General features: G+C 41.7%; 10 protein-coding genes. 2 read left to right on the top strand and 8 right to left on the bottom strand.

Annotation, left to right across the window (positions count from 1 at the left end):
* Nucleotides 1-2: 2 nt before the first annotated feature.
* From AYJ08_RS00240 to AYJ08_RS00210, 7 genes are all read right to left on the bottom strand, one after another.
* Entirely contained in the window at nucleotides 3-1,367 is a 1,365-nt protein-coding gene (locus AYJ08_RS00240; RefSeq protein WP_064016116.1) for an ATP-grasp domain-containing protein, read from the bottom strand.
* The gene (locus AYJ08_RS00235; RefSeq protein WP_064016115.1) at nucleotides 1,364-2,500 is read right to left on the bottom strand and encodes a KamA family radical SAM protein; all 1,137 of its coding nucleotides are present in this window, start codon (nucleotides 2,498-2,500) and stop codon (nucleotides 1,364-1,366) included. The genes AYJ08_RS00240 and AYJ08_RS00235 overlap by 4 nt, the downstream gene beginning before the upstream one ends.
* Nucleotides 2,501-2,922: 422 nt before the next feature.
* A complete protein-coding gene (gene pflA / locus AYJ08_RS00230) occupies nucleotides 2,923-3,663 on the bottom strand; it encodes a pyruvate formate-lyase-activating protein (RefSeq protein WP_064016114.1) in 741 nt (246 codons plus the stop codon).
* Nucleotides 3,664-3,804: 141 nt separating this feature from the next.
* Nucleotides 3,805-6,069, bottom strand: a complete 2,265-nt coding sequence (gene pflB, locus AYJ08_RS00225; protein ID WP_064016113.1) for a formate C-acetyltransferase — start codon at nucleotides 6,067-6,069, stop codon at nucleotides 3,805-3,807.
* 360 nt (nucleotides 6,070-6,429) lie between these two features.
* Nucleotides 6,430-6,756 (bottom strand): nitrite reductase small subunit NirD, encoded by a 327-nt coding sequence (nirD, locus tag AYJ08_RS00220; RefSeq protein ID WP_031410982.1) that lies wholly within the window; start codon nucleotides 6,754-6,756, stop codon nucleotides 6,430-6,432.
* 48 nt (nucleotides 6,757-6,804) lie between these two features.
* Nucleotides 6,805-9,240, bottom strand: coding sequence for a nitrite reductase large subunit NirB (nirB, locus tag AYJ08_RS00215; protein WP_064016112.1), 2,436 nt, complete (start codon nucleotides 9,238-9,240; stop codon nucleotides 6,805-6,807).
* A 268-nt stretch (nucleotides 9,241-9,508) separates the two neighbouring features.
* The gene (locus AYJ08_RS00210) at nucleotides 9,509-10,291 is read right to left on the bottom strand and encodes a Cof-type HAD-IIB family hydrolase (RefSeq protein ID WP_064016111.1); all 783 of its coding nucleotides are present in this window, start codon (nucleotides 10,289-10,291) and stop codon (nucleotides 9,509-9,511) included.
* Between the two features lie 144 nt (nucleotides 10,292-10,435).
* Here AYJ08_RS00210 and yunB point away from each other — a divergent pair, with 144 nt between their 5' ends.
* Nucleotides 10,436-11,140 (top strand): sporulation protein YunB, encoded by a 705-nt coding sequence (gene yunB, locus AYJ08_RS00205; RefSeq protein ID WP_064016110.1) that lies wholly within the window; start codon nucleotides 10,436-10,438, stop codon nucleotides 11,138-11,140.
* Nucleotides 11,141-11,158: 18 nt separating this feature from the next.
* Here yunB and AYJ08_RS00200 read toward each other — a convergent pair whose 3' ends face one another.
* On the bottom strand, nucleotides 11,159-11,722 hold the full coding sequence (locus tag AYJ08_RS00200; RefSeq protein WP_064016171.1) for a ribonuclease FAU-1 family protein: 564 nt from the start codon (nucleotides 11,720-11,722) through the stop codon (nucleotides 11,159-11,161).
* Between the two features lie 361 nt (nucleotides 11,723-12,083).
* Between AYJ08_RS00200 and AYJ08_RS00195 the strand changes: the two genes are divergently transcribed.
* Nucleotides 12,084-13,865 carry a flavocytochrome c gene (locus AYJ08_RS00195; protein WP_064016109.1) on the top strand — a complete coding sequence of 594 codons (1,782 nt, stop codon included), beginning with the start codon at nucleotides 12,084-12,086 and terminating at the stop codon, nucleotides 13,863-13,865.
* The last annotated feature ends 418 nt before the right edge of the window (nucleotides 13,866-14,283 follow it).

Raw genomic sequence — 14,283 nt, 5'->3', positions numbered from 1 at the left:
TCCTACACCTTAACCAATTTCTCGATTTCAAACGTGACTAGCTCGCACGCCTTTTCATATACCTGTTCAATATGTTCATAGCTTTCTCCACGCATCCAGCACATAACTAGAAATACTTCTTCCTCGTCCCCTCTTATCTCTGCTCCTATCGGATAGACTTGTGTTACTCGTAATACCCCAGGAATTTTTTCAAGCTCCTCTAGTCCGTTTACCGCTCGAAGAATCCCGCTCTCCTTTGGATATAAAGTAAACATGGCATGAGGAGTTTGTTTCTGGTTTGGTAGAGTCGGTAATTCAAAGGTTCCTAAAGCAATTCCCAATTGGGCTTTTACAGAATCAAATCCAAGCATTGTTTCTAAGCTATCCTTAACACACATACCACCTATACGCGGATTGATTTCTAATACCTGTGGCCCTAATTCTTCGTCATAGCGTAATTCAACATGGGACAACGAATTCTTTAAGCCAACAGCGCGAACGGCTTCCACTGCATAATTCTTTAGCTCCTCAACTTCCTTCTCCGTAAAGCGAAGTGGGGGAACGACCAGAAGATGCTCATAGAACACCTGCTTTTCTTCTGTGACTTTTAGCTTATCATGCACAAGTAGAGGAATGATTTCCTTCTCTGTGATCACCATCTCTACACTAGCTTCCCGACCATTCATATATTTTTCCACTAGCATGCAACCCATCGGATTAAAATCAATAAGCTTCCCATCCTTCGTTGCATAGGTGTGACAGGATGCATAAAGATTGGAATAATTACAGTCAGGCAGCTTTTGCAGGGCGTATGTAAAATTATCCCTTACCTCTTGTTGATTATGGGATTTGAGAATTAAATGCGAAGCAACTCCGTTAATCGGCTTTAAAATCACCGGATAGCCAATCCGTTCCGCATGGGCGACTGCTGAATCCACATCGACTGCTAGTCCATAATCAACCGTTAGCACTCCAGCATGTCTTAGTGCGTCACGCATAAGGTATTTGTTATTTGTACGATACAATGCATCTGAGTCCTGAGAGGGTAGTCCTCTTTTTTCTGCTATCTTAGCGACATCAGCCCCTAATAAACCGGCGCTTGAAAATAACCCAAGAATACTAAGTACAGCAGAAATTTTATATGCTTCCTCAAGCATGCACATCTTTTTTTCTAATTCCTCATAGCCAAAATCAGTAGTCTCAATTATTTCGGCAAATAAAGCAGGAATGTGGTTTTCTTCTTCTAATTGAGCGATTTTCGTTCTTTCATGCTCTGTGAGAGGGCGAGTAATGATTGCACACTGGTACCCCATTTTCGTAACATGAACAGCGCGATTAATGGTAGGAACTACCGAGAGATTTTCAATAAATACGATTAATTCTTTCATATCAATGCCTCCATTGGATTATCATCCCCGTCAAGATAATGAGACACAATGTATCCGTTTTCATTTATTTCGTGGAGAGGTGGCAGCATCGTGTTATCAGAGAAATGTAAGAAATCAGCCGCTTTATATGGTGTAGTGGAACGAATATACCGTTGACCATCAATCTCTACATAATCGAGTTGGGAATTCGTACCGACTCGATGCTTACCAATTGGGGTTACATAAACATAATGCGGAGCAATGCTTCCAGAGAAAGCGGATAGTTCACGTATAATATCAATTCCCTTCTGGACTGATGTACGGAAATGCTTAGCTCCGACTACAGCCATACAGTGGAACAGATAATAAGGCACAATCCCATTACAGAGAAACAGCTCTATTAATTCCCGCATCGTTTTGGTATTATCATTAATATCTTTCATCAAAACAATTTGTCCTCTTATGGTAATACCTCGAGAAATGATCTTTTGGGCAGCGCGAATAACTTCTGGGGTAAGTTCATCTGGGTGATTTAGTGATAAACCAATGGAAAGGTTCTTGGATAAACGTGGATTTTCGTAGTTAATTTGATTAAATTCTGATAACATCTCTGCTGTTTCATCCGTGATGTTTTCGGGAGCAAATAAAATATTCCTGGTACCTACCCGGATGTTTCGTACATGATCAATTTCCTTGATTTGCTGTAGAACCTTATGCAGTAATGTTACATCGAGAAACGGGTCCCCGCCGGTAATTAATACCGTTTTAATCCGATCATCATTGCTTATATAGTTGATCGCATCTGCAATGTTTTCATCTGACATCCGCTTGGCTTCTCCCGCTAAAGTACGGGTTTTCTTAAAACAGTATCTGCAATAGGCAGAACATTCAAAATAAGGAGTTAAAACCGCTCGATCCTCGTATATTCTTTCAAGTCCATATATTCCTTTATTATTTTTGCCCTCTTCAAAAGGCTTTTCTGTGCCGTATTCTAATGCTTCATAGGGACTTGGTACAAATTGCTTGGCTACACCCTGAGATTGTTTCACAATCTTTGCTAGAGAAGGACTAATTTTGGAACGGAATTTTTGCATTACCTGCTTCTGCATCTCTCTTGCTCTTTCAGAAACGATTGTTTCCGTCATTCTTGACATTTTGTTACCTCCCTTAATAAAATTTGATTTTTTCATTTAAACCTTATATTTAATTTACATTTTTGTCAATAATAGGTTTTTTGCTCGTCCGCAAGAAAAAAGACCGGGGAATTCCCGATCCTCCTAGGAAAAATTTACTATGATTTTGTTAAAATCTTATATGCTTCCAAAATCCATTCTATCAATGGACTATCTTTTATCAATCCACAATATCTTGTTCATGACTTAATACTTAAATGGTCTCTTTCGTATTCAACAAAATGAAAATCTAATTTCATCATGAGGAATGTTGACAAAAGTTAACTTAATAGCGGAAAAAAGACTGAGCAAGTAAAAGATTGCATGCCGGATTATTTGTCACAATAAAATTAGCCAAACCCTCCTGAATCCAGAGTGGAGAGTTTGGCTTTATCAACTGTCTATTATTTAATGACTTGAAGCTGATTGGTTCTGCCTTTCTCAATTAATTCATAGGCACGTTTAACTTCTTCCTCTGAGGGAGAGCGCTGTCCTTTCAGTGGATACGCTTTGCCTAGCTCCTCCCATTTATATACACCCATTTCATGGTAAGGTAGAATTTCTACTTTTTCCACACCTTGTAGGGAGCCGATAAATTCCCCCATTTCAAGCAAATGACTAGCCGAATCCGTAATACCTGGGATTAACACGTGACGAATCCACATTTTTTTGCCGCGATCAGATAAAAACTTGGCAAATGCTAATGTCCGATCATTTGGTTGGCTGGTAAGCCAGATATGCTTTTCACGGTTCATTTGTTTTAGATCAAGAAGGACCAAATCGGTCACTTCCAGTAATTTATCCGCCTTAGCTGTGTCACAGAAGCCTGAAGAATCTAGCGTAGTGTGAAGACCCCATTTTTCTTTAACAGCAGTAAATACCTCCGTTACAAAAGGAGCTTGTAAGGTCGGCTCGCCGCCTGTGACTGTCAGACCTCCACCAGAGTTGCGATAGTAATTCAGATAGGGTTCAATTTCAGCCAAGACCTCGTCTACCGTCATCTCTGTTCCACCGCTTGTATCCCATGTATCTGCATTATGACAAAATTTGCATTTTAAAGCACAGCCTTGCAAAAATAAGACAAATCGAATACCTGGACCGTCTACAGTACCAAATGTTTCAAGGGAGTGAATTCGACCTTTCATGTTGATCAATCCTTTCTACACAACAGCAAGAGAAGGAAAGCTGTTCTAAGTTAGTGTGTCATGCTCCGTCACTTTCCTTCCCTTGCTGTTGTCCGAAGCAGCCAGCTAGCTGCCTCGGAAACAGTCGGGATACATGTAAGCCTAGATTTTGCCATGGAAAGTACGGTTGATAACATCTAATTGCTGTTCACGAGTCAATTTGATGAAGTTAACCGCATAACCGGATACGCGAATTGTTAATTGTGGATAATCTTCTGGGCGTTCCATCGCATCCAGCAATTGTTCACGGTCAAATACGTTTACATTTAGGTGATGACCGCCATCTGGCGTCATGTAACCGTCCATCATCGCAACCATATTAGTAACCCGAGATTCTAGGTCTTTACCCAACGCTTTTGGCACGATTGAGAATGTATTAGAGATACCATCCAAGCTATGCTCATACGGAAGTTTAGCTACGGAAGACAAGGATGCCAAAGCACCTTTTTTATCGCGTCCATGCATTGGGTTCGCACCCGGTGCAAATGGTTCACCAGCTTGACGTCCATCTGGAGTCGTACCTGTCTTTTTACCATAAACTACGTTGGAGGTGATTGTGAGTACTGACATTGTTGGCAATGCATTACGGTAGGCTTTATGCTTACGAATTTTGTTCATGAAGCGCTCCATGATATCAATTGCGATGGAGTCAACACGATCATCGTTATTACCATATTGAGGATATTCGCCTTCTGCTTCGAAATCGACCGCAATACCTTGTTCATTACGAATCGGTTTTACTTTCGCATACTTGATAGCAGATAAGGAGTCTGCTACTACGGATAAACCAGCGATACCGCAAGCCATCGTGCGGAGGATTTCACGATCGTGCAATGCCATTTCAATACGCTCATAAGAGTATTTATCATGCATGTAATGAATTACGTTTAATGTATTCATGTATAGCTTCGCGAGCCACTCCATAACATTGTCGAACTTCGCCATGACTTCATCAAAATCAAGCACTTCGGAAGTAATAGGAGCGAATTGAGGTCCTACCTGTACGCCTGATTTCTCATCCACACCACCATTAATTGTATAAAGCAGTGCTTTCGCAAGGTTAGCACGTGCGCCAAAGAATTGCATTTGCTTACCAATTCTCATTGCGGATACGCAGCATGCGATACCATAATCGTCACCAAAGTATGGACGCATCAAATCGTCGTTTTCGTATTGGATAGAGCTTGTTTCAATGGATACTTTTGAGCAGAACTTTTTGAAGTTCTCAGGAAGATCTTTAGACCAAAGAACAGTCAAGTTTGGCTCTGGAGCCGGACCAAGATTATAAAGTGTATGCAAGAAACGGAAAGAGTTTTTCGTTGTACGAGTTTTGCCACTTAACGACATCCCAGCGATGGATTCAGTTACCCAGGTTGGATCGCCGGAGAATAACTCATTGTAATCAGGAGTACGCAGGAATTTAACAATGCGCAGCTTCATGACGAAATGATCAACTAATTCCTGTGCCGCTTCTTCTGTCAATGTACCCTCAGCAAGATCACGCTCAATGTAAGCATCTAAGAATGAGGACACACGTCCTAAGCTCATTGCGGCTCCATTTTGTTCTTTAATAGCAGCTAGGTAGGCAAAGTATAGCCATTGGAATGCCTCATGTGCGTTCTTAGCAGGCACAGAGATATCAAAGCCATGTTCTTTTGCCATCAATTTTAGTTCTTGAAGGGAGCGAATTTGTTCGGAGATTTCTTCCCGTAAACGAATAACATCTTCTGTTAAAGCATCTACTTCTAATTGTTGGAGGTCGCCTTTTTTCTCAGCGATTAGGCGATCAACACCATATAAAGCTACGCGACGGTAGTCACCAATGATGCGGCCGCGACCGTAAGCATCTGGAAGACCTGTGATAATACCTGCACGACGAGCCTTTTTCATTTCTTCTGTATAGGCATCGAATACACCTTGGTTATGTGTTTTGCGAATATCGGTAAACAACTGAATGATTGATTCCGGCACTTCAAAGCCGTACGCTTTGCAAGCATCAATCATCATGCGGATTCCACCGAAAGGCTGAAGCGAGCGCTTGAATGGTTCGTCTGTTTGTAAGCCTACAACCTTTTCTTTATCCTTATCCAAATAACCTGGTTTATGGGATGTAATAGTAGAAGGAGTGTTAACATCTACATCAAGAACCCCACCATTTTCACGTTCTTTTTTTGTTAAGTCAGAGATGATGTCCCATAGTGCTTTTGTATTAGCAGTAGCACCAGCCAAAAATTTATCATCGCCATGGTAAGGAGTGATGTTTTCTTCAATGAAGTCACGAGTATCAATCGTTTTCATCCATTTCCCTGGCTTAAAGCCTCTCCATGCGTGTTCAAATGTTTGCAGGTCTTTCTCTTGAATCGCCATCTTACATACCTCCTCAAGTATTGGCTCGTTGTTCTGTACTCGGCAGCACAACTCTTTACATGAGGTGTCTCTGCCTGTAACGAAGGCCATCTATATGATTAAAAAGCTATTGAAGGATTTATTTCGTAAAAGAGCTTGTTTCGATTCTGAACAACTGCTCTTTACAGTTTCATCATACAAGAGAGATTGCGCCTCGGTGTGTGAAAAAGATCACATATACACCCATTTTGTGATATGGTTCACAAATTTGTTTCATTTCATTTATAAAACTGTTTTAACACTAAAAACCGTTGATATATAACACATTTTGGATCCTAAAAAAAGAAAAATGATACAGGTTATATACCTGTATCACTCATTTTACCTGCACTCCATATGAATCGAAACAATATCATCTATTACCTGTAATGGATAGGTTTTGACCTGGCCTGTGTCAGGCGCCTGAACCTGACCGCTCTCTAAGCAAATCTTCCAATCATAGAGAGGATCGTAGACATATTTGCCAGAAACGATCCCTTCTGATAAAGGTCCTCCTCGATACGGACTTTTATCCTCAAGCGCATACATACTCCCATCCGACAATCGAAAGACGCAGACTTGCTCCTCTCCGATCTGTACCACTCTCCCCAGTTGAACAGGGAACTCTTCCACTCGTCCAATCGTTATTGTTTTAGTGAAATCTCCCATGCTGTTTTCCCCCTTTTTTCATGACATTGGTCCATTATCATTTCTGTACTATGACAGGCTTTCCACCTTAATTGGTTCAAACAACTTTGTTCTGGTTTCTTGATCCTGTAGTACTTTTTGCCACGGGTCTTGGACTTGGGCAAGCGCTAATTCGATACGAGCAAATAGCTGCTGACGATTCTCTACATCCTCGACCACATTTTTATGGATCATTTCTAATCCCATTCGCTCGACCCATTCAGAAGTACGTTCTAAATACTTGCCTGTTTCACGATAGTATTGGATGACTGCTCCGCAAATCTCAATTAATTCCTCATCGTTTTTTACTTTGCACAATAAATCAGCAACACGTGCTTTAATACCGCCATTACCGCCAACATAGATTTCCCATCCGCCATCGTTACCGACAATCCCGATATCCTTTGTGCAGGACTCGGCACAGTTACGCGGACAACCGTTTACCGCCATTTTAAATTTAGCCGGCATATCGAGACGCTCGAATTTTTTCTCCAAAGCAATACCCATCCCAATCGAATCAACAGTCCCAAATCGACAGAAACGAGAACCAACGCAGGTTTTCACTGTGCGCAAGGCTTTGGCATAAGCATAACCAGACGGCATATCAAGCTCTGCCCAGACTTTTGGTAAATCCTCCTTCTGTACACCCACCAGGTCGATTCGCTGTCCACCTGTCATTTTGACCATTTTCACATCATATTTCACAGCAACATCAGCAATCTTTTTCAAATCCTCCGCTGTCGTTACCCCGCCGTACATACGTGGTACTACCGTATAAGTACCGTCTTTATTAATGTTAGCGTTTAAACGTTCATTCACAAAGCGAGAAGCTTTTTCGTCCTGATACGTTGTCGGATGAATCATCCCTAAGTAATAGTTCAATGCAGGACGGCATTTGGAGCAGCCTTCTGGATTTTTCCATGCTAATACATGCATTACTTCTTTAATCGTAGTAAGACCCATCTCTTGTATCTGAGCTACGATTTCATCACGGCTTAACGTAGTACATCCACAGATTCCCTGTTTATTCGCATTGATATCAAATTGATCTCCCAGCACATATTGCAACACTTGTTCCACCATTGGCTTACATCCCCCGCAGGACCGTGCTGCACCTGTGCAGGCTTTTATTTCATCTACAGTTGAGCAGCCTTGTTCCTTTATCGCTGTCACGATACTGCCTTTTGTGACACCGTTACAGCCGCAGATGATCTCTTCATCAGACATCTCGGCTACTAAAGCTGCTTGATTTCCTCCACCACAACAAGCGCCTCCGCCCATTATGGAAGCGTACACCTCGTCCGTCATTTCTGTCTGGGTGTTGACCAGCTTTTGTAAGCGAGCAGACTCACTAACATCGCCGAATAGGATCCCCCCGACAATTTTGTTGTCTCGAATCAGAATTTTCTTATAGATTTTCTTCCAATCATCCTGCATACGTACGATGGTCATATCCGCTTGATCCTGAAATTCACCTGCTGAAAATACATCAACTCCAGAAATTTTTAATTTAGTAGATACAACGGAGCCTTCATAGCCCTTCGTCTCTATTTCACATAAATGCTTGGCTAATATAGCACCCTGTTCAAATAAAGGAGCTACCAAACCGTAGCAAAGTCCGCGATGCTGGGTACATTCCCCAACCGCATACACATCTGGTGCAGATGTTTGTAGCAGGTCATTTACAACAATCCCTCGTGCTACCTCAATATTACTTGCTTTGGCCACGCTGGTATTCGGTACGATTCCCACTGCCATTACAACAAAATCGGCGTCCAATACACTTCCATCTGCAAAACGCAGTCCCGTGACACGCTCGTCCCCAAGTAGCTCTACAGTTTGTTTTTCCATTGCAAATCGGATTCCCTGACGCTCTAGTTCTTCTTTTAGCATGTTTGCTGCTATATCATCCAGTTGCCGTTCCATCAAAACATCGCCTAAATGCACGACCGTTGCTTCCATCCCCAAATGAACCAAGCCCTTAGCTGCTTCCAAGCCCAACAGACCGCCACCAATTACGGCAGCTTTTTTACAGGTCTTAGCAGCTTCCATCATCTGATTGCAATCCTGAATGTCTCTAAAGCCAATTACTCCTTGTTTATCCGCACCAGGTATAGGTAAAACAAATGGTTGAGAGCCAGTAGCGATAATGGCTTGATCGTAAGAAAATACCGATCCGTTATCCGTATACACCTTTTTCGCTTCGGTATCAATACGGGTCACCGCTGTACCTGTTTGTAGATCAATCTGATTATCTTTATACCAGCTATAGTCATTTAACACGATGTCATCAATCGTTTTACTGCCTTCCAGCACATACGAAAGCATAATGCGATTGTAGTTAGGATGCGGTTCGTTTCCTATGATTGTGATATGATGCATCTCTTTGTTGTGCTTTAAGATTTGTTCAATAACATTGACGCCAGCCATACCATTTCCAATTAATACGAGACGTTGCTTCTTCATAGACAATCCTCCCAAAATCTTCTATATTTGTTTGTGAAATAATGCACAAAAATAACTCTACGTGATTCTACATTCGTTGCATAATCTATTTTTACTTCATGTAAAGCACTGATATACCAAGGATTTTACTGCTTTTTTTATCTGTGTACAGACCGAGTATAGTATAGAAAAAGACCAGCAGATGTGTGGTAAATCACAGGTAAAATGACAATTTATCTAGCTAATGAAATAAAGCCGATCGTCCCAGATGAAGACGGTCGGCTTTCCTCTATAACAAGATGTTCAATTCCTTTAAAGCATGGCTAATACCGCCCTCATCTACGTGCTTCGTCATGTAGTTTGCGTGTGGAAATACGTCAGGATGCGCATTCCCCATCGCTACTCCCATTCCTACAAATTGAATCATCTCAATGTCATTCTTGCCATCACCAAAGGCTATCGCTTCTGATCGATCTACTGTAAGGTACTGTAGCAAGGCTTCAATGCCTTTTGCTTTAGAGCCATCCTTTGGCATCACATCCAAGGACACATCATGCCAACGGAAAAAACGCACGTTTTGAAGCGCATCGTCTTGCTCGTAGACCCCTTCTTCCCCTTCAGCACAATGAAGCCAGCATTGGTAAATCGGCTTGTTACGGAATACCTCTGCATTCATGCCGGGTGGGTCAAATAGAATAGAAGAAACGGCACGATTCACCATCTCATTTCCCTCATGTGTCGCATAAAAGGAGTCGTCACTCAAATACACAAGTGCATGATTACGTGCCATCACAAGCTGGTATAGTTTCTCAATACTATTAACATCAATAGGAGTAGAATAGACCACTTCCCCTTTGTGCTCTACATAAGCACCATTAAAGCACACCAGTGTCTCAATTCCTAAATCTTCTGCGAACTCACGAACATGAAACGGTGAGCGCCCAGTAGCAATAACCGTATGAATCCCGTTATCCTGAAGCTGACAGAGTGATTTTCGAGTATCCTCTGGAATCTGCTTTTGCTCATTTAACAACGTGCCATCCATATCAAAAAAGATAACCTTATAGGGCATGCGCTTCTCTCCTTTTTTCTGACTTACTGTTCATTATAAACGAAATATTCCCACTTCATAAATGAAGTTCTTTGCATGAACCCAAGGCAAGCTGTCATGTTTCTCCCTATTTGTAACATATAGTCTACAGATGGGGTGATCTAGATGGCTATTCGCATGAGACGCCGGCGCATTCGGACGTCAAAAAAGAAAATTTTTTTTATTACCTTCATTGTCTTTCTTGCAATCATCATCCAGAGTATCGTCTTCCTAGAGCAAAAAATTAAACCTACTTTATTAGTGATCGCCAAACAGAAATCTGAGCAAATTGCCAAAGAGGCCATCGCAGACGCGGTGACCAAAAAGATCGCTCAAATTGATATGAATACGGCCGAAGTTCTAGACATTGAAAAGGATAGCGATAATAAAATACGCGCTATCAATTTTAATTTTCAAGGATATTCAAAAATCATGGGGGAAGCCAATCAACGCATTAAAAACAAACTAAAAGAGTTTGAAAGTGAAAAAGTTGAAGCTCGCGTACCTCTTGGATTAGCCTCAGGCAGCTCCTTCTTGTCCGATACGGGGCCTAAATTACCGATCACCTTTAGCCCTGTTGGTTCTGCAAAAACATGGCTTGATCCTAAGCTATCCGAAGCTGGGATTAATATGGTTATGGTAACAATCTATCTGCAAGTAGAAGTTCGTTTGCAAGTGATCATACCTTTTGCAACTGATCAAACCATTGTCACAACCTCCATTCCCATTACCAACTCTCTTGTCGTGGGAGAAGTGCCAGACTATCTGTACAACAATCCGCTAGGCAAGCCAGAGGTTCCTAGAATGAAGGTCGAGCCACCTGCTAAATAATACAGAAGGAATCCTCCTTTATTGGGAGGATTCTTTTCCTTGCAGGACGATATCTCGCCATTTTGTAGCATGAGCTAGCACCAGCTTTGGTAAGATACATGTATCATTTGCTACCTCTGTGACCAGCCGTTCCATTTCCATTACGGCCAAATCACGCTCCCACTCACTAATCGTGTTGTTTTGGAACGCTTCCTCCAGTTCATCCTCATCCAAAACTTCAGTACTCCCAGAAGGCATCATTGCTAAATCTAGATACAGATCATCATACCAAGGAACACCATTTTCCCCTATAGCATGCCTAAGAACAATATCAAAATAGAAGTAGACTACCTTACCTGTCTCATCTATCATCGCAGTCATGACATAATGCCGCCCCGCAGGAAAGCATTGTATCCAGACGTATCCATCATCAGCGATACAAATGTCTTGTCCGTTACACGTTACCCAGTATGGTTCCTCCATTTTTGTGAGAACGAGACCAGTAATGCTGCCGTCAAAGTACTCTCCACGTTGGGCCAATGGTATAAAATGCTTGTCTATCACTGTTGTCCACCCTGTCACATCTGCATATTTCCGTTTCATGAATACGTCTCCTTTATCACCTGTAGCATCATCGTCTCTTCTCATTGTAACAGATGGAAGCTTAGTTGGAATTTTAAGACTTATGGTACAATTCTTCATCCTAAAATCTCGTCAGCATAACTTCACAGATTAAACACAATCGCTTAAAACACCTGGTATGAAAGCGCTTTAGAATTACATCGTACATGTACGGGATGGCACTATCCGTAAATTGTGATTTTTTTCACTTAAGCTTTTATGAATGGTTATTACAATCATGGTGAACCGACCACGAGTATGGTTGCAATCATGCATTTCTGCTTTAGATTTTTTCCTACTCTCCCTTCTCATTACTATACATATATCCAAGGAGGTTATCGTCTTGAAGGGTTTATCAAGGATTTTTCTGCTTTTCTTAAGTATGGCAATCATAGTAGCCATGGCTGGATGTAGCGGTCAAGGCACCACCCCAGCAAAAGGTGATTCTGTGAAAGCGATCGGTCAAGCTGATGGTAAACATGGCCCAATCAAGGTTGAGGTAACAGTAACAAACAACGAGCTTTCAGATATTAAAGTTCTCGAACAAAAAGAAAATGAAGTATTATCCGAGCCCGTATACAAGAAATTGCGAGACCAAATCATTGCCAAAAATAGCACAGAGGTAGATGCAATAAGTGGTTCTACTCTTACAAGCCAAGGCTATATCAATGCTGTGAAGGATGCCGTCAGTAAAGCCGGACTAACCTTAACTGCTAAAGGTGCAGATACATTGGCAACAGTCAAAGAGGAGGCTGTTCAAAATTACGATGTAGTAGTCATTGGCGCAGGTGGTGCAGGCTTCGCGGCTGCTATGGAGGCGAAAAAGGCAGGGGCCTCTGTAGTCCTGCTGGAAAAAATGCCATCCATCGGTGGTAATACATTGATTTCCGGCGCAGAAATGAATGCTGCTAACAACTGGGTACAAGCAAAAAAAGGCATAAAAGATAGCAAGGAATCCCACTACCAAGACACCTTAAAAGGCGGGGATAACGTGGGGAATCCTGCTATGGTGCGTGTGTTGACAGATAATGCAACAAACGCAGCAGAATGGCTGAGGGATGAAATAAAGGTAGAGTTTTTACCAGATCATTTATTCCAATTCGGCGGTCACTCTGTGCCTCGTGCCCTCATCCCTAAAGGTCACACTGGTGCAGAAGTAGTCAAAAAACTAAAAGCAAAAGCGGATCAGCTGCAAATTCCTGTAAAAACGGAAACAAAAGCGGAAGAGTTATTGAAAAATAGCGAAGGTCGTGTCGTTGGCGTTAAAGCAAAAACTGCTGCTGGTCAAGAAATTACCTTTAACGCAAACAAGGGTGTTATTGTTGCGACTGGTGGATTCGGTTCCAATGTAGAAATGCGTAAGAAATACAACCCAACTTTAGATGAAAGCTACATGTCTACAGATACTCCTGGTACAACTGGCGACGGTATCGTGATGAGCGAAAAAATCGGGGCAGCCATCACAAATATGGAGAGTATTCAAACATACCCAATCTGTAATCCGAAGACAGGTGTTATTTCTCTGGTAGCGGATACGCGTTTTGATGGAGCTCTTTTAGTGAACCAAAGTGGTAAACGCTTTGTAGAGGAATTAGAGCGCCGCGATGTGATTTCGCAAGCGATTCTTGCTCAGGAGGGTAAATATGCCTATCAAGTCTGGAATCAAGCTGTAGGTGATATTGGTAAAACAGTAGACGTGCATAAAGATGAATATGACATGCTTGTAAAAGAAGGCTTATTAGTGAAAGCTGATACGTTGGAAGAGGCAGCAAAGCATTTTAACATCCCAATAGCAGAGCTTCAAAAAACAATTGACCGTGTCAATGGATTTGCTAAGAATGGTAAAGATCTAGATTTTCATCATCGTGGAAAATTAATCGAAATGACACAAGGCCCTTGGTATATTGAAAAAGCGGTTCCTTCCGTGCACCATACCATGGGTGGATTAGTCATTGACCCTGAGACTCACGTACTGGATACCAATGGAAAAGCAATTGCTGGCCTTTACGCAGCAGGAGAAGTAACCGGCGTGATCCACGGGAAAAATCGTCTAGGTGGTAATGCAATCGCTGACATTTTCGTATTTGGTCGCATTGCCGGACAGAATGCGGCTGCACAAAAATAATGCAGATCGATTAGCGAATAACATGAGAAACAACGAGCTACCGGAGAATTTTCGGTAGCTTTTTTATGCCTTATGAGCCTGAGGAGAATCTCTTCTACAGGATTAGCTTTTTTCTTGTATGCTTGATTTCTGTGAAGTTTTCCACTCCATTTGCACATAGATACCTGAATGGTCAATCTCTTGATACCTGAAATAAAAATCCATCATCTGCCTGACTTGCTACCTTGCGAGTGAAAATCATCATACTCACCTCCCATACACACAATAATGCAAACTACTATGTATAAATCAAGATCCAATCTATGAAGTCAGCTATCCTCATAGAAAAAAGTTTATCCGCATATAATTGATAACGATTTTCATTGACATTATATTCTGATTTTTTTACAATCAAAATGCTAATATGTACTATTTTTCT

The organism is Brevibacillus sp. SKDU10 (assembly GCF_001645205.1).
GTDB classification, from domain to species: Bacteria; Bacillota; Bacilli; order Brevibacillales; family Brevibacillaceae; genus Brevibacillus_B; species Brevibacillus_B halotolerans.
This window is presented reverse-complemented; position numbering and strand designations above follow the sequence as displayed.

What these genes read in the sequence shown, in the direction of transcription:
- AYJ08_RS00235 (WP_064016115.1), bottom strand. Translation starts at nt 2,500, where the DNA reads ATGTCAAGAATGACGGAAACAATCGTTTCTGAAAGAGCAAGAGAGATG.
- pflA (WP_064016114.1), bottom strand. Translation starts at nt 3,663, where the DNA reads ATGAAAGGTCGAATTCACTCCCTTGAAACATTTGGTACTGTAGACGGT.
- yunB (WP_064016110.1), top strand. Translation starts at nt 10,436, where the DNA reads ATGGCTATTCGCATGAGACGCCGGCGCATTCGGACGTCAAAAAAGAAA.
- AYJ08_RS00210 (WP_064016111.1), bottom strand. Translation starts at nt 10,291, where the DNA reads ATGCCCTATAAGGTTATCTTTTTTGATATGGATGGCACGTTGTTAAAT.
- pflB (WP_064016113.1), bottom strand. Translation starts at nt 6,069, where the DNA reads ATGGCGATTCAAGAGAAAGACCTGCAAACATTTGAACACGCATGGAGA.
- AYJ08_RS00200 (WP_064016171.1), bottom strand. Translation starts at nt 11,722, where the DNA reads ATGAAACGGAAATATGCAGATGTGACAGGGTGGACAACAGTGATAGAC.
- nirD (WP_031410982.1), bottom strand. Translation starts at nt 6,756, where the DNA reads ATGGGAGATTTCACTAAAACAATAACGATTGGACGAGTGGAAGAGTTC.
- nirB (WP_064016112.1), bottom strand. Translation starts at nt 9,240, where the DNA reads ATGAAGAAGCAACGTCTCGTATTAATTGGAAATGGTATGGCTGGCGTC.
- AYJ08_RS00240 (WP_064016116.1), bottom strand. Translation starts at nt 1,367, where the DNA reads ATGAAAGAATTAATCGTATTTATTGAAAATCTCTCGGTAGTTCCTACC.